Here is a 22,139-nt window from a genome sequence, read left to right on the forward strand (position 1 = left end):
GTTTCATTACGGGGACTATCCATAGCCCCCCCCAGAGCCCCACTTTATACCGTGACTATCTTCTAAGGAGATTAACATGAGCAATATCCAGGGCAAGGTAATCCTCATCACCGGTGCTAGCAGCGGCATCGGTGAAGCAACCGCCCGCACGCTTGCCAGCCAGGGCGCCAGCGTCGTCCTCGGTGCACGACGCATCGATAGGCTCGAAAAGCTGGTTGCCGAAATTACCAACGACGGCGGCAAGGCAATCGCATGCGCTGTGGACGTAACTCGACGCGAGGACGTCCAATCCTTCGCCGATTACGCACTCGATAAGTTCGGTCGAATCGATGTGATCATCAACAACGCTGGCGTTATGCCCCTATCACCGGTTGCTGCCCTGAAGGTCGATGAGTGGGATCGTATGATTGATGTCAATATCCGCGGTGTGCTGCACGGGATCGCCGCAGTGCTGCCCACCATGCAACAACAAGGCAGCGGGCATGTGATCAATATCTCTTCAATCGGCGGCTTGTACGTGGTCCCGACCGCAGCGGTATACAGTGCGACCAAATATGCGGTACGTGCGATTTCCGATGGCCTACGTCAGGAACACAGCGATATCCGCGTCACCTGCGTCTATCCCGGCGTGGTCGAATCTGAGCTAGCCGACACCATCACCGATGCCTCGGCAGCAGAAGCCATGCGCAGTTTCCGTAAAATTGCACTCAAGCCCGAAGCGATCGCTAACGCTATCGCTCATGTGGTCGGCCAGCCAGCCGACGTCGACACCACGGACATCGTGGTACGCCCCGTCGCAAGCCCTGCCTGATCCCGGGATGGTGGCCTGTCCTTCACTATGGAATGCAGCAAGCCCTAAACCCGCTGATGTAGAGCCTTCCCACTTCAATGGGAAGGCATATCAGCCTTTAGCCAGGAATTCAGCTAGTCAGTTGTGTGGGGTAAGCTTAGGGCCATAAACCTAGCTGGCAAGTTAAAGGGGGTTTAAATATAGAGCCCATTAGGCATAGAACTAGATGGCTAATATCGGCCAAGAGCTGTCATTCAGGCGAAGCCGATATAACGCGCCGGTTTGGAGCCGCAGATCGGCGAAAAATCGGTCGCTATGTAGCCGATTGTTATGTTTTAACCTGCAACTTGGACAGCGTTTCGATTTTTTTCAGATATGTAGCCATGCCCGCTGAAGATACAGTTGGGACACTGCCATCGTCATACAGGTAGATGCGCGTGACATCATCATTGCCGTTGTATGAAAGTTTTTTTGCCGTACTTGGGCCGATGCCTTTGAACTTGGTTGTTACTGGATATTCGCTGTAAGTGACATAATCACGAGTATTGAAACCAACCGGCTTATATTCGCGATTCAATACTGCGTATGAACCATCCTCTTGAAGATAAAGGCAGTACGGAAGGTAGATTGAGCGAAAATCACCTAGGGCCATGTGTTTCTCCTTTTTTTGACTCACAATCGAATCGCCAGAATATTTTATTGGAACTATACTATTCGGCTTTTTAAACATAACGTTGCGCGCACCAGCGCGAGCTTGCGAGCGTCCGGCAGCCAAAGGCTGCGTAGTGCTGCGCTTGGTTATGTGTTTTTACCAATTGATGATCTGCTTCCCATGACCCATTTTTCGGGTGGTCGAGGTTCCGTTTCAATGTACTTTTCAAATAAATCTAGCAGCTGGTCTCTATCGCCAAACTCTAGGCCACTTTTTGCCGAAATTGTTTTCGCTAGTTTGTGTTCGTTACTACGCCAATCAATAAAGCAATAATCGTTGGTACATGAAACAACCAAAAAGTCAGGAATATGCTCAAATGCCAGCTTATCCACTACAAGTACACTGCCAGATACACGAGACGATAACTTGTATGCCTTTGTTAAAGCCGTCCCCATCACGGGAATTGTTGTCATTAAGCCAGCGCCAAGCGGCAGAGTCCCATTGTGAGAAAACCTGAATGAATCGGGGTAGCAGCCTTTAATGTCAGCCATATCGCCAACGGAGATAGCGGATTTTGTGCAAAAACCACAAATAGCCATATGGCGCATTATGGAAGTAGCGATTGCGATACACCTACTAGAATCGGTTTCTTCAAAATTTGAAACAATAACAAATCCGTCGCCAAACTGGTGTGCAAATATCCGATCAGATTCGTTCAAAGCAACGTCACCCGGGTAAGCGAGTTGACCGATCTTAATGATCGCATCCATAAGCTCGTGCAATGCCCAAATTACCCTGTCTTTTCCTGCTTCACCGCTCTCGTAAAGAGCAGAAAATCCCTCAATGTCAACCGATATTCCCCAGCGTCTATCCACAAAAATTATCCTTTCTCTCCATCAGCACTGCCACACATAACGCATGGCTTTGCGGCGCACCGAAGCGCTAGCGTAGGTGTGTCCGACAATAGCCACTTGTTAGGAAAATAGCTCGAGCAACCGCTGATATTCTTCATCAGTCACCTTGCCCTTGAGGACCCTTATGGGCATTTCTTCCTTTAGCTGTTTCAGTATTTTATTGGTTTGCTCATTGAATTGCCTATCGTCCAGCGCATCAACTCGCTTGTTTGCCTCCGCGCTGAGAGCCTTGAATTCCTCTATGCATTTCGACGCAGAGGATTCAACTAATTCAAAATACTCTCGAACAGTGGGAATCTCTAACCAACCATCTAGTAGCTTAAGAGGGGCAGTCGGATCTTGTGCCAAGCGAACTGGCTCTGGCCCCAAATAGCTCTCTGGGTAAATGCCAGCTATTGCCATCATCAAATCACCTACCCAATGGTGAAAATATGCGAGCTTCTCACCAAAGCCATTTGAAATGAACTTTTCATTGTTCATGATGGGTAGATGACTACCTTGCTCAAAATGGCAACCATATATCTCGCCTAGCTGTTTTCTCAAAGCTTCTAGCTTCGCGTTCTTTTTCCTAAACCATTCTTCGCCATATAGATGCTGTAGCTCCTCGAAAGTGAGCAATTGAATATTTGTATACCTAACAGCTTCATAGGCTCCAGATTGAAAACCTTTTTTACTGACTATGTACCCGGTACTTGCGCCTGCACCTTCCATCACCGTTTTAAAGCCATGCACAACATCTTGATGAACCCGGTTATCCCAATGTTTGCACTCGACCAAATAGATCTGGTTGTGGCTGGCTAACGGATCTTTGATGAATACGTCGACCTCTTTTTTTCCCCGGCCAGCTAGGTCCAAGGTCTTCTCCACTTCTGTCTCGTAGTCCATTTCATCAAACAACTGGCATACTTTGGATTGGAGATCTCGCCAGCCTTTGACCTTATCTACAGTGATAAACATGTTCTCTATCTCACCTAACGCCGTTCACAGCGGCGAGCGTAAGCGAGTCCGGCAGCCGTAGGCTGCGAACTGCTGCACCTTGTTAGAACCATTACTGGCCAAGCCAAGCGAAGAAGGACTCATTTGCCCAACCTCCGGAAGGAGTTGATGGGCGAGAAGGTCTCGACGGCCTAGATGGTCTTGAAGGACGTGAAGGACGAGACGCTCTTGATGCACGTGAAGGTCTTGAAGGGCGCGAAGTCCCGGCTACCGATTCCTTCGGATTCCATGCTACCGGCTGCCCAGACTGATTTAGGCACAACAATCCATTAACTGGACCGAGCCAATTTCCGCTACCACTAGACCATGCATGACCATTACGGATATACGCAACCCAGTTCATATCTGTATCGAAGATATGATCATTTGGAGCAATCCAAGCAACTAAGTCACAGTCTTTATCAAAAAGTGGGTAAAGCACATTTATCTCCTTGAAGTTCTAACAGCGTATTAGACGGCGTGCTCTATGATTGAATGAACCTGCTGGCACTTTTTCCCGGCAAATGCAGCCTGCCAGAATCCCCCAAGCCTAAGATTCTTTGAGATATTAATTTTAATTAGGCTATATATACAAAAACTCGCGCGCCTGCTGCATTTCCCGGCATGACCGATTTGGGTCGAGCCCCGACTGTAAACCAAACTTAGCACATGACGAGCGTGAATTGAGCCACTCTTTGACCTCCACCTGTTGTAGGATTATGCCATGAACGTTCCGACTGAAATCTCATTTACACCATGGAATAAAGGCAAGCTGGTTGGGCACGGTCATCTACCATGCAATTCTAGCTCTTGGGACCAGTATCCGCTAAAAAGGTACAAAGGCCGCTAGTACAAGGGCCTAAGTACCCCTCATTCACTGGAAGTCACTGTTAAGTGCCCTGTCTTGAATCGGCTCACTCACTTTGGCCAGAGGACTGGCTTTATCTTCAACGTCAGCTTTCAGCCAAATTCTACCGTGCGCTTAGAGCAACGACGCCACCGAGAAACCCGTAAATGCGGTAATTAGATTACACCCACAAGTTCGCTAGTAGAATTTACGAGCATCCCCGAAAGGTTTGGACTATGAGATTTTATGCCGATGGCCCCTCTATCCCAGATATCCTCCTCACACGCTGCGATGCTGGGCGTGTTGTATTCCTGTGTGGCGCGGGGGTTTCAAAACCGTCGGGAATGCCAGATTTTGTAGGACTCACTCAGCACGTCATCGAGTTTTTCGACCCACCGAATGATTCATCGATCATGACGGCCTTCCAGCCTTGGCTGGACGCCCCTTCGGGACCTAACGTCCCGCTCGATCAAATCTTTAACCTGCTGCACCAAGAGTACGGCAGAGACGAGGTGAATGCGCTGGTCACCGAAAGACTGCATGTCTCGCCATCTGGGGGAGAGGTCGGGCGTGAGCACGCTCTAATCAAACGGATTTCGACGAATGAAAGCGGCGTTCCGCAGATCGTTACCACGAACTTCGACCTGATGTTCGAGACCGGAGCGAGTGGCGACAAGCTAGCAAGGCATGTGCCTCCAGTCTTCCCCGATTTGGCGATCGGAATGACGATTGAGGGGATCACCTATCTACATGGGCGCTTGGTCGACACCGGCTCGGATCATCATCCCTACGTGCTGAGCAGCGCAGACTTCGGGCGCGGTTATCTGTCGGAGGGATGGGCAACAAACTTCATCCGAAGCCTATTGGGCCGATACACCGTGGTGCTCGTCGGCTACCAAGCAGAAGATCCTCCGATCAAATACCTCCTCCAAGGTTTGAACCATGACGGCCAGTTTGATCGATCTCGGCTCTATGCGTTTGACCGGGGTCTGCCAGAAGAGATTGAAGCCAAATGGCGTGATCGAGGAGTTAGTGCTATTGCCTACGCCGACCACGCAGATCTCTGGAAGACCCTGGAGGCTTGGGCGGATCGCGCCGACGATCCTCGGCAATGGCGGTCTTCGGTGATTATGTCCAGCCGAGAGGACCCCAAGGTAATGTCGGCCCATGAGCGTGGGCAAGTCGCCCATGTTCTCCGGACCGTGCAGGGTGCCAAGTTGTTTTCTTTGGCTGATCCGATGCCCGATCCAGAATGGCTGTGTGTCATCGATGGCAATGTGCGATCAGCCAAACCGAGCAAGGGCTACGGTCAAGAAGCCGAAACGTTCGATCCAAGAGCAAACTACGGGCTCGACGATGATCTCGAACACATCTCGGAAGATAAGCAGCGGCAGGGTGTCAGCAACGATAATCTTCTCGTCTGGCGAGACGGGGACGACAATCCGCATGACGGCCATCGTCTCGCTGGGCGACAAGCCGAAGGGCATGAAACAACACCAATTCGGCTTGGTCACTTCATCACGTGGATCAGCAAGGCGATTGATAGCCCTGTTCTGGCTTGGTGGGCAATTCGTCAAAGCGGCCTGCACCCTCGCCTGCTGCTTCAGATCGAATGGCAGATGAAGCGCTTGGAAAGCCTTCACGGGCGGGCGCGCCACATTTGGAACCTGGTCCTTGAACACCACCGGGACCCCCGGAGCCGCCAATGGGACGGCAGCTGGTTTGACCTTAAGAAGAGGGTAGCCAAAGAAGGATGGACGGCCAGCGTTCTTCGCGACTTCCGACGGGTGGCAACTCCGAGGGTCGATATTCGACCACTACTCGGCCTGGGGCAATCGAAGCCGCCGTTAGGGCCGTGGGATGATGTTCGCCTCAGCGACCTGGGTCAGTTCGAGGTCAAATTCCTTGATCGGCACAACGTCGATCTTGCAGTGCCCGACGAGGTCTTGCCGCAGGTATTCGCGATTCTGGAGGAGCAGCTAACCAACGCTTCGGGTCTGCTGGCGGATATCGAGACAGTCTACTTCCAGACCCCAACCTGCTATCCGGATCGCGAGGTCGACGGCCGAGAGCATGTCACTAAACCCGCCGAGGTCATGGCATGGTTCGTTGAGCTTCTCGATCGTCTGTCAGAGACACGTCCCGACCTGGTGCAAGCCCATGCTACGATCTGGCCGGAGTCAGATCAGTACTTCTTTCGAAAACTCAAGCTGTATGCCTACAGCAAGAAGAGTGTCTTCGAAGCTGATCAAGTTGCCCAAGCCATTCTATCCTTCGATCAGTCGGCCTTCTGGGATATCAACGTAGCTCGAGAGCTTCTTTTCCTGCTGGTGGACCGCTGGTTGGAGTTTTCACAAGAGAGCCAGGACAGGCTGATTGATCGAATGCTGGAAGGGCCGGAACAACGCTCCCATTTGTCAGACGAGGAGTTTCCCGAGCTTCGGGACGAGTTCGCGGCGCGATATGCCCGCTACCTCCAACTAGAGGGCTGTGCCTTTGCCGCTGATCGCAGTGAGCGACTTGATGCGATAATCCAGGGCGTTTCTGAGTGGAGCGATGGCTGGGCGACCTCAACGGTCACCGAGCGCGGTTCCCATGTCGGCTTTGTCGGAACTGACGAGAACCCCGAAGCCGTTTTGGACCTTCCTGTGAATGAGATCGTGGGACGCGCCAAGGATGATCTGGAGCGGGACTTCGGTAGCTTCACCGATAAGCGCCCATTCACCGGGCTAGTGAAGGCTAACCCCTGCAAGGCCTTGTCTGCTCTCACCGTTGCAGGCAAGGACGGTGACTACCCCCAGGCCTTCTGGTCATCCATGGTCAACGAACTGCCTGAGGACATTTCTCCGCGGCTGCAACGGGTCTTCTTGCACAGGCTGACCCGACTTCCAGACCCAGTGGTCGCAAAGCTGGGGCACACTCTGGGGCGATGGATTGAAACCAATCTGGTCGCAATCCTAGAGTTCGATGACAAGCTTGGGTGGGCAGTCTTTGATCACGTCGTTGACGGCATCCTGAGCGGCGGCGCGGATGCAGCCGAGAATGGTCTCGGAGAGATGCGCATCAGGGGCGAAGTGGTGGAGCGGTCCAGGCGGACGCACGAACATGCGATCAACGGCCCGCTCGGCATGTGCGCAGAGGCCCTTTACCGCGTCGTTCTGGGAGAGAAGCAGGAAGCCGATTCTCTTATGCCGGAACATATCAAGGGCCGACTGGAACGTCTTTTCGCTGAACCTGGGGAAGGTTCGGATCACGCGGTTTCGGTCACGATGAGCAGGCTCGATTGGCTCATGTTCGTCGATCCTGAATGGACTCGGGACCGCCTTGTTCCGATGCTTGCATTCGATCATCCAGCGTCGGAACCAGCATGGAATGGCTTCCTACATAGTAACCAAGCTCTGTGGCCACCGCTGGCCGAAGTCATCAAGCCGCTACTGTTTGAACTGCTCCCTTGGATCGAGGGCTTTTCTTGGGGTCGCGAATTGTCGAAGGTCGTCACCCAGTGGCTAGGCTTAATGCGGGTGTTCCATCCTGACGAACCTACTGGCTTATCAAGAAAGGAAATGCGTTCGGTCCTTCGGGCGATGTCTGACGGCACCCGGAACCAGTTCGTCTCCTGGTTGGGCTTGGTAGGGCAGCATAACGAGAACGGCTGGGCCGAACTTGTTATCCCGTTCATTAACGAGGACTGGCCCAGGGAACGCAGGTATCGAACATCGGCTTCGGTACAGGCGTGGGTCGGCCTTCTTGATGATACCGGCGACAGCTTTCCGGTGGTCTACGACGCCGTGAAGAAGTTTCTGGTCCCGGTCGAGACGAACGGCCATCCGTTCTACAGGTTTACCCGAGAGATCAATGACGAAGAGCCAATTACGGTGCGCTACCCTGAAGCTACACTGGATTTAATGGACAGGGTCACACCACAGGCTCTAGCTCGACCATCGTGTGAGTTACCGGAAGTTCTGGCGTTGATCGCCGAAGCTGACCACAAGCTGACATCCGATGAGCGGTATCTTCGCCTAGTAGATCTGGTTGAGCGTTGCTAACTTCCAAGCAACTTGAACGGCAACACCTCCTGTTTCGAGTCAGCCATTGCAACGTTGATGCTATGAAAACTCTGCAATGTTAGGAATGAAAGTTCTTCTTGCGTGCGCATCGACGGCCACTTCCCGCCCTTCATGTCGGATTAGCGCATCATGCTGCACCTGGCACGAATGACCGCTTTGGGTCGAAACCTGCCTATGGAAATTACTCATAATTCTTAAGACTACCATAACGATGTCAGCAGTCTATGTCATTTATGGGATAGCTGTTCAGGGCTGTAGTGCGCGTAAAGCTTTGGGAGAGGAGGTTCAGTGACAGGCTTGTAGCCGCTTGCATGGATAGGAGAACCATCCATAGGCGTGCCAGCCGTTTCAAAGAAAGCCAACTGAGAGGTGTGGGTGAGAAACCTCTAGGCAACAAAAAAGCCCCTGACGAATCAGGGGCTTTAGTATCGAGGTGGCGGAGGGACAGGGATTCGAACCCTGGATAGGCTATTAACCTATGCCGGTTTTCAAGACCTATTCATTAGCCAAACACAACATTTAACTCATTGAAAAACCTATAGATTCACGCTGGGCGCACTGTATGAATTTTACCCAAAATTCTCAATTCAAGGCATTCAGGCACACTAGCTTGAATTTCTCTGGCACATTCTGAACACATAAATTTTTAGCATTATCTAAAATATTCTGTATATCTCCGCAGAACCCAACCTTCTACTGTGATGTCTTCAGAAACAATTTCCACCTTTAACCACGATCTATTGTACGTATCAAGTATTCTCAACGTTGCCCCAAGTGGTAATGTTGCTAATTCGTATGACTTTTGGTTTGGCTTACTCCTCAATTTTACATTATATCCGCTAACCAAGCGGCACTGACTTAAAGCTTCTCTGTCCCAGCTGTTATCACACCTAGTTAACTTTCTTATCTCTCTAGGCGAACTCAGCTCGTTATAGCTTTCAATCTTCGCAAAATATCTTTCTTGTATAGCTAAAACTGTGAGGCTAGCTACTAGAGCAATTAGTAGATCATACATAAACTTCAGTACAAACTTTTGAAGCTGAAGAGGTAAGTCACTAAATTTATTGGCTTGGCAGTTAGCTTGAGGTTCCCTAACAAAACTTGATTGGTTAACCCCCTTCAAACCCTCGTTATGTTGGTGTAGTCCAGCATATGTAGCAACCTCATATGCTGCTCTAAACATAGAATCATCAAAAGGTATTCCGGAAGTAGCCGATAGACCATCAATTATTGGAGAAAGAGTTTGTAGTTCAGCTAGCCTTGCAGACCAATTAATACCAGCCACACCGTTTAAATCAGCAAGACGTTGTTTTAGCCCAGTGAACCCCGTCTCAAAATTTATATCTTCTAGGTGTTGGCGAAATCCTGTAACGCTCGCCCATTCATGCACAGTTGTCAGAGCTTGTAGCTCGGATAGGTGCTCACGCATCCCTCCCAAGTGTTGCAGATCGGCTAGTTGCTCGCGTATCCCTCCCAAGTGTTGCAAATCGGCTAGCTGCTCGCGCATCCCCCCCAAGTGTTGCAAATTGGCTAGCTGCTCGCGCATCACTCCCAAGGGTTGCAGATCGGCTAGCTGCTCACGCATCCCTCCCAAGTGTTGCAAATTGGCTAGTTGCTCGCGTATCCCTCCCAAGTGTTGCAGATCGGCTAGCTGCTCACGCGTCCCTCCCAAGTGTTGCAAATTGGCTAGCTGCTCGTGCATCACTCCCAAGGGTTGCAGATCGGCTAGCTGCTCGCTCATCACTCCTAAGGTTTGCAACTCGTCTAAGTGCTCACGAATCCCTCCCAAGGGTTGTAGATCGGTTAGATGCTCGCGAATTCCTCCCAAGGGTTGCAGATCAGCTAGGTGTTCGCGCATTTCCCCCAAGGGTTGCAGATCGGCTAAATGCTCTTGCATCCTTCTCGAATGCACTGAACTTTGATTACGAAACAAAGCTAAATTTGCAAGGCTTTCTTTTTCTAGCAGATTATTTACAAAGAGGGCATCCGTATATTGTTTTGATGCGTCATCGTCATTGTTCACTAGATTTACCCCCGAAATGCGTCATTGTCTAACTTTAAGACAAATATCAGCCAAAGTAGTTAACTCACCCAAAAAAAATCGTCTAGCCGAGGTTCCCCATTCACCCCATCATTATGCCAACAATTAATTAAATCATTGATTTTCAATGGATAGCATCTATTCTTAGCGCCAGCCAACACGGTTAAATCGCTCTATTAATATCAACAAGTCACAGGCTATTTTTCAGTTGATACATCTTTCAGAAAACATGGAATCATGAGTACCAATCAGCCTTCTTCTGGGCGCACATTTCATTTGGATTTCCGCCAGCAGTCATGAAAACGAATTCTCTTGCACAATAATTGATTTTCATGCACGATAAATAGAAATCATATGGAGAAGCGTTATGGCATTTAGAGCCGATGAATCAGCCGAAAAAGCATTTGAGCACCTTAAAAATGAATTTGTTATTAGGAGGATCGATAGCTCACAGGTGCGAAGAAGCATTGAAAAACTTGAAGAAATCACTGACGAGTATGGGCCTGTAATTAATAGCTACCCTACCTGGCATCCACTTGTTACCCATCACGATGATCGGTATCCAGTAACGCACCCTAATAAAGAATGTGGTTATAAAGGATTAGATCATACAAGACATTTTGCTCATGCATTTATTACATGTCCATATGGGGATGGACAAGATGTCATTGATTCAGTAAACCAACTGCCAGATCATCCAGTAGCTGATATTGAAGCTGAGCGATTAGATATTCAGCTTTATAATCCTAAAGCTACACCTATACTTGTAAAATGCCGATGGAGAGAGCCCCTTACAAATGAAGGTTTAGTTCCTATGTCTTTAGCAGTACCTCTTATTCTGGAAAAAGAGGTACCTAGCTGGCGGTGGGCTCAAGTGGCTGAAAATTGGAATGATATGCGCCCCTACCTTTTAGGCGACCCGCATGGAAGTCGTTCATCTTTATTTGTCAGCCAGGAAACAGGTCTAGTAATTAAAAAAATGTGGAACCTCCTTATCAACACAGGAATGTATGGCAATATAAGACCTAGCCAACACTAGGGTTAATTAAATGTGGCATTATTTTGCATGACGGTACTGGATAAAATGAGAGGCATCGTCTAAATACTAGGCAGGATTGGTTACCTCTTCATCCTGCCTTACTGCTAGTTTCTCACCGCCGTGTCACCAGCCAGTGTTCAATAAAATCCGCATCAGCATGCCTTACCAAGCTGCGAGTGGATTCCCGATCCGTTATATCAGATGGGTGCACCATCCATTTTGGCCATCCGATCAAGCGTGGAAAAAAGCGAATCGTCCACACATGCTTGAATCGTCGTCGCTAACCTGAGCTTCGCAGCCCGCCCCATATTATCAACGCTTGCAGTCAACGATGGTCATCGCTTATCGTTCGCCCTAAATACTGTATATATCACCAGTTATTTAAGGAGGCGCTTATGTCAAAATCATACGAGCAGCTAGTCAAGCGAGTGCAGAAAGAGATCGGCAGCCCGGGAGCGCAGTCAAAGCACTGCGTCGAGCTCCAACGCCGAGAAGATGAGAGCCCCGAAGATTGGGCACAAATGCTTGCTGACCTGGGCACCGTCGAGAACGTGACGCTTACCCCCATGGACGACGACACTGAGCATATACGCATCACATGGAATCCCGAGGAGAGCATGGCATGAGCCTGCATCTCTCGGTACTAGGACGCGTAGATACCACCTCCCCTCCGCTGAAATTGCCTCTAGCCGCTGGCGAGGTGCGCACCGGCTTTCCCAGTCCGGCGGATGACTATCTTGAGGCTGAGCTGGATCTTGTCGATCACCTCGTTCAGCACCCCAGCGCGACCTACTATCTTCGCGCCAAGGGCACTTCAATGACCGGTGTAGGGATCTACGATGGCGATCTCTTGATTGTCGATCGTTCTCTCGAGCCTAAATTGGGCCATATCGTGATTATGAGTGTTGATGGGGAGCTTACTTGCAAAAAGCTGGGCAAGATCGGCAACCGTCCTTACCTGATCGCCTCGAATCCAGAGTTCCGCCCGATCCCATTAGACGGAAAAGAATGCCAGGTGTGGGGCGTCGTCACCCATAACATCCACTCTCTAGCACCTGGGTTCTCTGTATGATCGCCCTGGTCGACTGCAATAATTTCTATGTGTCATGCGAGCGTGTCTTTAACCCCAAGTTGGAAGGTCAACCAGTAGGCGTGATGTCGAATAATGATGGCTGCGTGGTGGCCCGATCGGCTGAAATAAAACAGCTTGGTGTGGCCATGGGCATGCCCGCGCACCAGATCGACCCACACATTCGTCGCCAGTGCATTCTGCTGAGCTCCAATTATGCGCTTTACGGTGATATGAGCCGCCGCGTCACCGACGTTCTCAGCCAGCACACACCGCACGTTGATGTGTATAGCATTGATGAATCGTTTTTATCGTTCGAAGGATTCGCGCTAGAAACGCTTGAGGAGCGATGCCAGGCAATGCGACGTCAAGTGCACCGGGATACCGGCATTCCGGTCAGCGTGGGCCTTAGTACCAGCAAAACGCTCGCCAAGATCGCTAATCATCGGGCCAAAAAGGAGAAAGGGTTCGATGGCGTGGCCATCATGGAGCCGAACAGCGATGACACACGCGCTTTCCTTGAACAGCTACCTGTCACAGAAATTTGGGGAGTGGCTGGTCGTAGCGCTGCAAGGCTCCGCACCCTCGGCATTGAAACAGCCTGGCAGTTGCGCGAATCATCTCCTAAGCACTTGCGGAAGCACTTCTCGGTTGTCATGGAGCGAATCGTTTGGGAGCTACGCGGCGATGACTGTATACCGCTTGATGATATGACTCAGCCGAAACAGCAGATCATGGTCAGCCGCAGCTTTGGGCGCCTGACCAGCAATAAAGTAGATTTGCACGAAGCAATCCGCGTGCACACCTCCCGAGCAGGTGAGAAATTGCGCAAACAGCAAGGCTTAGCTCAGGCGATTATGGTGTTTGTGCGCACCAATCGATTTCGTAGTGATCTACCTAGCTACAGTAAAAGCCTAGTTGTTCCGCTCCCCCACCCGACTGACGATAGCCGTGAATTGGTCAAGGCTGCGATGGCTGGATTGGAAAGAATATTCAAGGAGGGGATCCTGTACCAGAAATGCGGCGTGATGCTGATGGATCTCTGCGATCACGACAACGAGCAGTTAGGGCTGCTAGCAGAGCCACAAAGTGATGAAAAGCGCGAGCGCAATAAGAAGCTGATGGCCACGCTCGATAAGCTCAATTGTGAACATGGGAAAAACACGGTCAGGCTGGGGATGCCGAGAAAAATAAATTCCTGGGAGCTTCGTTGCGAGCACCGCACGCCGCGGTACACAACACACTGGAATGAACTGGCCATTGTAAAGTCGTAGAGATGCCGTCCCTGGCAACACGAATCCCTTCATTGTTCGAGCACTTCCATGTCGTGACGCATCCGACATGCTTAAAGCGGCGATCCTGGCGTCACAATTTAAAGATAGCAATGCATGTAGCATGATTATGTAAGCGATCAGCGACATTTTTTGTCAGCAATTTCTTACATCCTCAGCTCATTCTCAGAGCGTAGCGATCGATAATCGTCGCTATTCCAGGGCTTAGCTGCCTGTGTTCTGGGGGGAGCTCCGCAAGATCAGGAACGAACACCTTTCCTTCTTCGTTGATGCGAATAATGTGATAGTAGCCATACCGGTCGAAATTAGAAGCACCAGGCTGAGCGTAGGTCGTATAAGCATTTGCCCATAAATAAATGAAAACGTCATCAGGCCCCCGGTTCTTGTCATGAACTATATACAAGTCCCGTATGGTCTCAATATTCCCCTGATAATGATTGACTGTTTCAGGTAATAACAGTGATGTCCCGTTGATGCGTAAATCAAGTTCAAACCCAGTTTCATCTTCCAGGCTTTGTGCTGCACGGGAATCGAAATAGCCGTTAAAATCTCTTGATCCGCTCAGGTCTGAAACGGTTCCTCCCCACGAGTTTGAGGCTGAATATCTCCTAAAATACTCAAATGTAATGTTTCTATTCCCAACCTTCATGTCTATGGTCTGAGAAACTACGCCCTCGAAATCAAAATTAACGGTAAGCCTAGCAAGCCTGTCTGAAACAATGCTTATGGATCGCTCTGGTGCAATGGCAGTGCTTGTTGTGCAGGAGAAATGACTAATGGGGATATCATTTAACGCGGTGTCGCTGGCAGTGCCGCTATTTGAGTCGCCTTCATTCAGACTATCCCACGCTAACCACATACTTGACATGTCCGGCGCCAAGGGTGTGATGACCTCTGATGTTCCGGAGATGCCATAAGAGTACCTAACCCGCTCTAAGCCTTGAAAACCCTTCTCCATGTGTTCTTCCAAAAAGGCTTCCATGTGGTCTCGATTGGCCGAATAAATAGTGATGCTTCTGCAGCTCGATGGGTTGCTCTCAAACCCCACCACCGTTGGTCCTTCGACGTTGCCTGCAAAGGCCACCAGTACCTTATCCCCTGCTTCAAAGGCATCGCCGTTGCAGTCCATGTACAGGATCGGCACGTTGCTATAGCTCGCCTGGGCATTCACGTCCAGCCCTTGCTGGCTGCTGGTGGCGGCATCCAACGTGATTGAGCAGCTATCACCGTCCAAGCTGGTTATGGAGGCGGTGCGAAAGGTAGGTCTCCATTTCTGCCAGCCAGGCAGCATGGCAAGGTTGTAGAAAGTGGCCGCTGGGGTGCTGGCCAACGTGGGTTGGATGGCTCCATCGGCTGCGGCGCTCCAGGCAGTGCCGTGAAAGCCCGGCTTGATGATGACATTGCCAATTTCACCGGGCACTTCCGCCGTAGCCACTTCACCGCTCAAGTCTTCCGTATAGTCCGCGCACCAGGCCTGCATCTGACGCAGCGGTGGAAAGGCGTTAATACGGGCAACCAGGGCCTCATCGGCGGCAATGCGCAGCTCTTTGGCACGTTGCTCTGCTTGTAGCTCATCTCGCTGGCTCGTCGCTTCAAGCAGATCGCGGGAGAATGCATCAAGGTTGATGCTGGACTGCCCTTTCTCCACGATTTCCTGCTGATATTGGTTAATGGCAGCATCCTGCTCGGCAGCGGCTTGATTGACCGTTGCCTGGGCAGAAGCGATGCGTTGTTCCAGGGCCGTGATTTGAGTCCGTAGCGTCTGGATCCGCGCTTCGGCTTCCTCTTTGGCGAGCTCCGCACGCTCTCGAGCTTCAACAATCTCGATCGTGTAGCGCCCCTCGCCATGCGCTTGCAGAATGCGTGCCTTACCCATTGCCCACCTCTATCACTTCCATGGCCGCACTGTTCGCATTCACAAAATACTGTATCTGTTCCACTTCGAACGTAGATCCATCACCATCAACAGCGTAATTGCCCGGCCGTAACAGCAGATCCACGTTACAGCGCACCCGGCGTACGCCTTGATTGATCGACCTCGTTTGCACACCCTGCAATAAGCGTTCACGGGGCTCGGCTTGCGGGAAATCGCCATAGCCGCTGAGCGTCAGGGTGAAACGCGTCGGGCCTTCATCGCTTCTGATTTGCTCTAGCGGCGCCAGGGCAATAGTTTCCAGGCTGTTATACTCATCCACGCTCGGGTAGTAGTAGCCCAATTGCACTTGCATCAGTGCACCAGACGCCAGTGCGGGTAGTACACTGTCACCAGCGGGCACAATGGCTTGCAGGAAGGATTTACCGGTGCGCCGCATGGTCGCCTGAAACGATGACATGGGTACACGCAATGCACCGATCAGCAGCAGATACACTTCTACCCGCTCCAGTGGGTCAAACAGCGCCCCTTGTGGGCCATCGTCACAACCAATAACCAGGGTGCCACCACTGCCGTTCAGCGCCCAGCTACCTAACGGTGAACTATTCAGCACACTCCCGGGCAAGCGCTTGACGATAGGAATGCAATCAACGGTGGCCACCGGCTGCGACGCTGCAAGGGCTCTACTATTGAGCGGATCGGTGTTCAGCATGGGTTAAATCTCCATGACGTAGCCGCGCACCACCACTTTGGCTGAAAGCGTTCCGGTCCCTGCGATGACCACAGAGACTCGTAAAGAGGTCATGCCGTCACGAGTTAACGGCTCAAACGTCTCGCGACCGCCTATGGCAGTTGTGTTGATCGCAGTGGTGGCCAGATAACTGTCTGGTTCGGCATCATTCGGACCCACCTGGATTTCCGGCGTGCCGCCCGCGCCGTCAGATTCCACGATTACTACATCTATCGCATCTGGTAAAAGAAGGGTGTTTGCGGGCAGCTCGATAACAGCGTTGGCAGTGTCGTTAGTCAGATCTATCGGATAGGTGCCAAAAATGACTTGCTGGGATACCAAGCCAACAATGTCAGGTATATCTCCTAGCTGGGGCCTTAATGCATCGCGCAACGATAAACCGGGTGGCAGCTGCGATTGGTAAACCTCTGGAATAGGGAAAGGCTCTTTAGACAGATAGGGAATGGCGTTTTTTTTTCTCACCGAAATCGACTGTCGTTGTCGCCAAGGCTCCCTGAGCAATAGAACCTCTTTTATCCGAGAAAGCGGATCCTATAGCAATGCCCAGGTCTTTTGCTGTGCGAGCACTGCACCCTAGCGCAACACTCACCACGCCGGACGCTGCCGAATCTGCCCCGATAGCTGTTGCTGACTGGCTATCAGCACTAACCGAAGAGCGTACCCCCAGCGCGACGGACTCTGAGGAAGCTACGCTTGTCTGAAGACCAATGGCCAACGAGTAATCACACTTGTTCATTGCCCTGGCCAGGTTACCAATTGCAATGGCACCAAAACCTTCAACACTAGCGCTCGCACCAACTACAACGCATTTCGTGGCAGCGCCAAATACCCTGTTCTCATCGCCAATTAATACATTGCTCTCGCCTTCACCTGTCTGAGAGTTAACACCAAGAATAACGGTCCTTAGGGCTCCCTCTCCAATGATGTTATCGCCAATAATAATTGCGTTATCTTTCGTCTGGCTTAACCACGTAGGCATCGCGCTTTCCAGCGCGAGAAGGAGCGTCCCAGCCGTTAATCGCGCCTCTATCTGATCGCCCGCTGAAAATCCTTGTGGCTCACTCTCCTCTTTTCCACGCTCAATCGTCACCTTTGAAGCTTCCACTCCCGTGGCATACACCACTTCCCGCTTGGTTTCATTCCCCTGGGCGTCGACAACAAACAGCGTCAACGCTACGGCATCCGCGCCTTCTAGCGCCGTGGCAATGGCCTCCGCGCCGGTTGAAAGTTCAATTTCAGTCGCGTCATCGGCTACCGGTGCCGCCAACTGAGCTGCGAAGTTATTCAGGAATCCAAAGCGCATGTCACGCCTCCTCGGCAATTAAAATAGTGAGTTCCTGGCGACGCTCGGCGTACTCGCTGGGCACACCGATAAAACAGCCATCGGGAATCGACAATGTGACCCGGGCATGGAGGAGCACCATGCGGCGAGCCTGATCGACAAGCTCACGAGGCAAGCCGCTAAACGACAGCGTGACGGTACGATCGCCGGGGCTGTGGCCTCGGTTCGTGACCGCCACACCTCCATCCAGTGTGCTGACCCGGCTAACGCGACGGCTAACATCACCCAGCGTGGTGCCCGCGCGATGCGGCAACAGCATGGCCCCGCGCGGGTCATAGCCTCGCGCGGCTAATCCAATGAGGTACATAGGAAGTCTCGCCAGAAGGGATTAACGTGAAGGTCTAAGCGTTAGAAGGGCTTAAAGGCCAAGCAGAAATTCAGCGCCTTCGGCATTGGCGCGCATCTGAATTTTTTCCAGCACCTGCCACATGATCATCTCAAGCGCAGGCTCCAGGCCGTCAGAGCTGATCTTGATCAGTCCATCGCCGCTTTGCAGCGCCTGGGTACGGGCACGCATTTGCTCAACCTGGGCCTCAATCAGTTGGCCCTGCTGATTGGCGGCCTGCTCTTGGATTTGCAGCTGTTGCTCGATCGCATCACGGGCAAGCCAGCGATCGCCAAAGCTCAGCTCGCCACCGCCCAGCGTCTCAAACATACTGGCAGCGGCCTCAGCGGTGCTGGAAATAGTGGTACTGGTGGCATTAAGGATCGCTTCCACTTTCTTGGCGTCCGCTTCCATCTGCGCGATTTTGAAATCAACCGCGAACTCCATGTTCTTGATGCGCTCATTGCTGGCCAGCTCTTCCAGTGCGAGGGTTTGATCCAGCACGGCCTGGCGTGCCTTGAGTATCGCGTCTTCACTGCTCAACACCTCGCCAGTCAGCGCCTCCTGACCTTGCGCCGCCTGCTCGCTGCTCTCTTTGAGCTCCAGCAGCGCACCGGTCAGGCTGCGATATTGCTGTTCATCGATGTCGCCCTGGTTGAAGGCATCTTGCACGCGGGTAAGTGCGTCGCGGATCTCTTCACTGGTGGCGACAATCGACGCCTCACCGCTACTCAATGCCACCGCCGCGTCTGAGAGCGTGCCGGGTAGATCAGCAATCTGATCGACCAGTGGGCTATCGATCGCGGCCAGGCCGTCCCTTAGCTGGTTACTTGCATTGGCTACGGCAATTGCGGTTTCAATCGCGGCATCAGACAGCCGCTTAATATTGTCACTGCTTTCACCGCCCATACGCTGTGCCGCGCTGGCCACCGCCACGGCCGCGGCTTCTGCCTCGGTACCGACAATTGCAAAGTCTGCGGCCGCTTCCTCACCCCACCCAAAGTGCTGCCGTAGCGACTCATAGCCCGCTAGCAGGTTTTCAACGTTGAACAGTGAGAATTCATCGCCCTGTAGGTTTTCAACGTCGGCTAAATCCTGCTCGATTTTCGATGCCAGCGTGATGGGCTGTTCATTGAACTCATTCACTTTGCCCATCAGGTCGTCGATGGCGGAATACGCCAACCAGGCCGCTCCCGCCGGGCCCGCTATCTTGCCTAACGACGTAACAAAGCCACCGATTGCTCGGGTGGCCACGGGTAGGGCGCCGCTTGAGCCACCTAGCGCTTGCAAAATAGTTAACAAACCGCCAATGCCTGCCAGAATACTGGAGGCGGCAACGCCCACGCCTCCAATAGCGCCGCCCAGGGCAACCACATCGGGGCCAAGCTGCGTCACCCACTGCGCCAGCTCCGCCAAGGTTTCCATAAAGGGAACAAGCTGCTCAATCGCGCCAGCTGTGAACTCGCCAAGCAAATTAACGCCGCTACCCAGCGTTTCAATTACACTCGCCAGGCCTTCTGCGGTGCTTAAATCAGCGTTATCGAACAAGCCCGCCACCGCATCGCGCACGGCCTCAAAACCACCCACGAAGCCTGACAGGTCGGCTGCCTCTAAGGCATCGGGCAGGTTTTCTGCGGCATTGAGTAGCGATTGCTCAAGGGAGCCCATCACCCCTTCGATTAAATCGACAAACTGCTGCAGCTGGCCATCACTGACACTGGCCCCGATGCTGTTGAAGATCGCGGCAATGGCCTGCTGAATACCGCCAAACTCATCAAGGAGCGGGTTGCCTATCGTAATCAGCAGACTTTGGAAAGCATTGCTGATGCGCTGGTTGTTGTTCTCAACCGTATCCGCCATCTTCGCGTAGGCGACTTCTGTGGCACCCGCACTGTTGGCCATTGCCGTGATGTTTTCAGAAAAGGATTCTGCACCCAGGCCCGTTAGGGTCAAGACACCGTTCAACGCCTCGACGCCCCCGAACAGCTGCGCCATCTTCTCAGTATTACCCCCGGTCGCCTCGGCAACGTCCACCAGCACGCCCTGTAGACCTTCACTTTCTAAAGCTGCAGCGCTGAACTCGATGCCCAGCTCGCCCGCAACGGTGGAGGCTTCTTTGGTTGGCTTGAGTATTGCCGAAATGGCACCCCGAATCTGGGTAATAGCCTCGCTGGTGGGCGAGCCCGTTGCCGTCAGCGTGGCAATACTAGCAAGAAGCTCGTCAAAACCCACGCCAGCCGAGGCCGCCATGCCGGTGACATTGGCTAGCGAGCCACCCAACTCAGGCAACGTGGTTTGGCCATTCTTGACGGTCGTAAATAACTGATCGCTGAACCGCTGGGCGCTTTCCATGCCCTCGCCGTAGGCATTCAGGGATGACACGAGCACGGTCAGCGAGCTATCAAGCTCTCCTTTACCAGCCACCGCCAGCTGCTCAGCCTGGCGAACGGCATCCAGTGATTGCGTGTACTCCACGCCAGCGGAAATCGCGCCATACACTGAAGCGTTGATCTGCTCATAGGACTGGGTGCTATCGCGACCATAAGCCAGAAGATCGCCACGCAGCTTATCGAGGCTTTCGCCGGTGTCGTCCACCAGCGTGGTGGCTTCTTTAAACTGCGCATCAAAGTCACCCGCCATCTTGACGGCCAGCGCGGTAGCCGCCGCGCCACCAGCCAACAACGCCGCTTCAAACTTGAGAATGCCCGCGGTTGCATTAGCGATAGGATCAACAACGCCTTGGGCGGATCCAACGATGCTATCCAGACGTTTGGTGGCGCTGTCTACTCCAGCGCCCATCTGGTCAACGCCTTCAAAGATGATGGCAACGGATCGTTCCAGGTCAGCCATCGGCCACCTCTCTTCAAATTGCAGGCATGAAAAAACCCGCCGAAGCAGGTGCGAGATAAAAGCATCGCTCTCAGGCAATGGCTGAGCAGCTATGGTTCAGGACTATAACGGCCCGCAGTGCGGGCCTTGTGAAGTTACTTAACGGTTACCGCGCCAGCGCGCTTTTTGGCGAGCGAGCTGACGAAGTTTTCGATATGTGCCAGCCGTTTCAGGGCGCCCCGCATCTGAATGCCGTTGGTCTGGCATAGATGCGTGAGCGCTTTAAATTCTTCCTGCACATTGGCAATGCTGCCCACTTTTATAGTGGCGCCAGTCCGGGAGGCTTCCTGCAGCTGGATAATGTTCTAAAAGTGGGTAGATTGATCTATTTAGAATTACATCCTTCAATACCTGATTGGCATGGCTCTTTGAATAAACCCAATTAGCTTCACCAATGCATAAGGCAATAAAAACCCCACAGTGGTGGGGTCAAATTACTTATTACTAAATAAATTTTACTTACTTTTAACATTAGTGCTTACTAACTTTGAATTCGCTCAACCAAACCCTTCTCCATTAACTCTTCTAGCCAAGCATTTGATTGCTCATCGATAATTTCATTCGCTAATGCTGGCTCTACTCTTAACGAGTCAACTGCTTCCACTTTCGCTTTCTCATTTTGATGTAGCTTTCTTAACGCCCGACCTAATGCTGAAGAGATAGTGCGCTGCCCATACTCCTCACAGGCTATTTCCCATGCCCTTTCAGGAATATTCCCCCACTCTCTACGCATCATACAAAGGTCTAAAATATCTTTGATATGGTCGTTGTATCTATCGGCATTGGCAGTCAGCTTGGTAGCAAAACACCCAACTCTACTCACGCACGCGATAGGAAAAAGAGTATTCACTTCTCCGGGTAGCAGGTGTTGATTGCTGAAATTCACGATTTCAAGTTTGATGGGCTTATCAGTACCAACAAGTAACGTCCTTATTGCGTCTCGATCAGCACGAATTTCTCGTCCTGCAAATCTCTCGATTTCGCAGCCTTCTTTTACTAGCTCACCAAAACTAACATTCGTAATGGTAGAGCGAGCGACACGATAAGCATCTGTCCCTATGCAAAACAAATCTATGTCTACTGATTCGCGGAACTCGTTTAGCTCTAAAGCTATACGCGTGCCTCCACCAAAAAGAATATTATTTTGATGGAGGAACTCTGGGTTAAATTGCGAAAGCAGTTGACTGATTTTTTGATGGTGAGGGCGTGTGAATGTCATGCTACGAGCATTTGCCCATGGCCATACTCACATGCTAACGCTTTAATGAGAGCG

Annotated in this window: 19 protein-coding genes; 6 read left to right on the top strand and 13 right to left on the bottom strand. The window is 51.8% G+C overall.

The features are described from left to right. The first annotated feature begins 76 nt into the window (after positions 1 to 76). Positions 77 to 811 (top strand): SDR family oxidoreductase, encoded by a 735-nt coding sequence (locus QEN58_RS09600; RefSeq protein WP_280106865.1) that lies wholly within the window; start codon positions 77 to 79, stop codon positions 809 to 811. A gap of 307 nt (positions 812 to 1,118) precedes the next feature. Here QEN58_RS09600 and QEN58_RS09605 read toward each other — a convergent pair whose 3' ends face one another. From QEN58_RS09605 to QEN58_RS19500, 4 genes are all read right to left on the bottom strand, one after another. After that, complete coding sequence (locus QEN58_RS09605) at positions 1,119 to 1,442, bottom strand: hypothetical protein (RefSeq protein WP_280106866.1); 324 nt, start codon at positions 1,440 to 1,442, stop codon at positions 1,119 to 1,121. 146 nt (positions 1,443 to 1,588) lie between these two features. Continuing rightward, a complete protein-coding gene (locus tag QEN58_RS09610; protein ID WP_280106867.1) occupies positions 1,589 to 2,317 on the bottom strand; it encodes a hypothetical protein in 729 nt (242 codons plus the stop codon). 99 nt (positions 2,318 to 2,416) lie between these two features. Continuing rightward, positions 2,417 to 3,313 carry a restriction endonuclease gene (locus tag QEN58_RS09615; protein WP_280106868.1) on the bottom strand — a complete coding sequence of 299 codons (897 nt, stop codon included), beginning with the start codon at positions 3,311 to 3,313 and terminating at the stop codon, positions 2,417 to 2,419. 91 nt (positions 3,314 to 3,404) lie between these two features. Further along, positions 3,405 to 3,773: a 4-fold beta flower protein gene (locus QEN58_RS19500; protein WP_425270315.1), complete on the bottom strand. Its 369-nt coding sequence runs from the start codon at positions 3,771 to 3,773 to the stop codon at positions 3,405 to 3,407. A 641-nt stretch (positions 3,774 to 4,414) separates the two neighbouring features. Between QEN58_RS19500 and QEN58_RS09620 the strand changes: the two genes are divergently transcribed. Further along, entirely contained in the window at positions 4,415 to 8,224 is a 3,810-nt protein-coding gene (locus QEN58_RS09620; RefSeq protein ID WP_280106869.1) for an SIR2 family protein, read from the top strand. Positions 8,225 to 8,897: 673 nt separating this feature from the next. On the opposite strand, the gene QEN58_RS09625 is transcribed toward QEN58_RS09620, so the two are convergent. After that, positions 8,898 to 10,268, bottom strand: a complete 1,371-nt coding sequence (locus QEN58_RS09625) for an SH3 domain-containing protein (RefSeq protein ID WP_280103476.1) — start codon at positions 10,266 to 10,268, stop codon at positions 8,898 to 8,900. A gap of 385 nt (positions 10,269 to 10,653) precedes the next feature. On the opposite strand from QEN58_RS09625, the gene QEN58_RS09630 reads away from it, so the two are divergent. The 4 genes from QEN58_RS09630 (at position 10,654) to QEN58_RS09645 (ending at position 13,668) form a co-directional block, all read left to right on the top strand. Continuing rightward, positions 10,654 to 11,325, top strand: coding sequence for a hypothetical protein (locus QEN58_RS09630; protein ID WP_280103477.1), 672 nt, complete (start codon positions 10,654 to 10,656; stop codon positions 11,323 to 11,325). A 395-nt stretch (positions 11,326 to 11,720) separates the two neighbouring features. Further along, the gene (locus tag QEN58_RS09635; protein ID WP_280103478.1) at positions 11,721 to 11,951 is read left to right on the top strand and encodes a DUF1654 domain-containing protein; all 231 of its coding nucleotides are present in this window, start codon (positions 11,721 to 11,723) and stop codon (positions 11,949 to 11,951) included. Next, entirely contained in the window at positions 11,948 to 12,397 is a 450-nt protein-coding gene (locus QEN58_RS09640; protein WP_280103479.1) for a LexA family protein, read from the top strand. Before QEN58_RS09635 ends, QEN58_RS09640 begins: the two co-directional genes overlap by 4 nt. Beyond that, a complete protein-coding gene (locus tag QEN58_RS09645; RefSeq protein WP_280103480.1) occupies positions 12,394 to 13,668 on the top strand; it encodes a Y-family DNA polymerase in 1,275 nt (424 codons plus the stop codon). Before QEN58_RS09640 ends, QEN58_RS09645 begins: the two co-directional genes overlap by 4 nt. Before the next feature lie 172 nt (positions 13,669 to 13,840). Here QEN58_RS09645 and QEN58_RS09650 read toward each other — a convergent pair whose 3' ends face one another. The 8 genes from QEN58_RS09650 to QEN58_RS09685 all read right to left on the bottom strand — a co-directional run bounded on the left by QEN58_RS09650 (position 13,841) and on the right by QEN58_RS09685 (position 22,085). After that, the gene (locus tag QEN58_RS09650; RefSeq protein ID WP_280103481.1) at positions 13,841 to 15,562 is read right to left on the bottom strand and encodes a hypothetical protein; all 1,722 of its coding nucleotides are present in this window, start codon (positions 15,560 to 15,562) and stop codon (positions 13,841 to 13,843) included. Beyond that, positions 15,555 to 16,271: a hypothetical protein gene (locus QEN58_RS09655; RefSeq protein WP_280103482.1), complete on the bottom strand. Its 717-nt coding sequence runs from the start codon at positions 16,269 to 16,271 to the stop codon at positions 15,555 to 15,557. Before QEN58_RS09655 ends, QEN58_RS09650 begins: the two co-directional genes overlap by 8 nt. A gap of 3 nt (positions 16,272 to 16,274) precedes the next feature. Next, positions 16,275 to 16,772: a hypothetical protein gene (locus tag QEN58_RS09660; protein WP_280103483.1), complete on the bottom strand. Its 498-nt coding sequence runs from the start codon at positions 16,770 to 16,772 to the stop codon at positions 16,275 to 16,277. Beyond that, on the bottom strand, positions 16,738 to 17,613 hold the full coding sequence (locus QEN58_RS09665; RefSeq protein WP_280103484.1) for a hypothetical protein: 876 nt from the start codon (positions 17,611 to 17,613) through the stop codon (positions 16,738 to 16,740). Before QEN58_RS09665 ends, QEN58_RS09660 begins: the two co-directional genes overlap by 35 nt. A 1-nt stretch (position 17,614) precedes the next feature. After that, positions 17,615 to 17,959, bottom strand: coding sequence for a hypothetical protein (locus tag QEN58_RS09670; RefSeq protein WP_280103485.1), 345 nt, complete (start codon positions 17,957 to 17,959; stop codon positions 17,615 to 17,617). Between the two features lie 51 nt (positions 17,960 to 18,010). Beyond that, positions 18,011 to 20,827 (bottom strand): phage tail tape measure protein, encoded by a 2,817-nt coding sequence (locus QEN58_RS09675; RefSeq protein ID WP_280103486.1) that lies wholly within the window; start codon positions 20,825 to 20,827, stop codon positions 18,011 to 18,013. A 134-nt stretch (positions 20,828 to 20,961) separates the two neighbouring features. After that, positions 20,962 to 21,123: a hypothetical protein gene (locus tag QEN58_RS09680; protein ID WP_280103487.1), complete on the bottom strand. Its 162-nt coding sequence runs from the start codon at positions 21,121 to 21,123 to the stop codon at positions 20,962 to 20,964. A gap of 224 nt (positions 21,124 to 21,347) precedes the next feature. Continuing rightward, entirely contained in the window at positions 21,348 to 22,085 is a 738-nt protein-coding gene (locus QEN58_RS09685) for a nucleotidyl transferase AbiEii/AbiGii toxin family protein (protein WP_280103488.1), read from the bottom strand. Between the last annotated feature and the right edge of the window lie 54 nt (positions 22,086 to 22,139).

This window comes from Halomonas alkaliantarctica (assembly GCF_029854215.1).
GTDB lineage: Bacteria > Pseudomonadota > Gammaproteobacteria > Pseudomonadales > Halomonadaceae > Vreelandella > Vreelandella alkaliantarctica_A.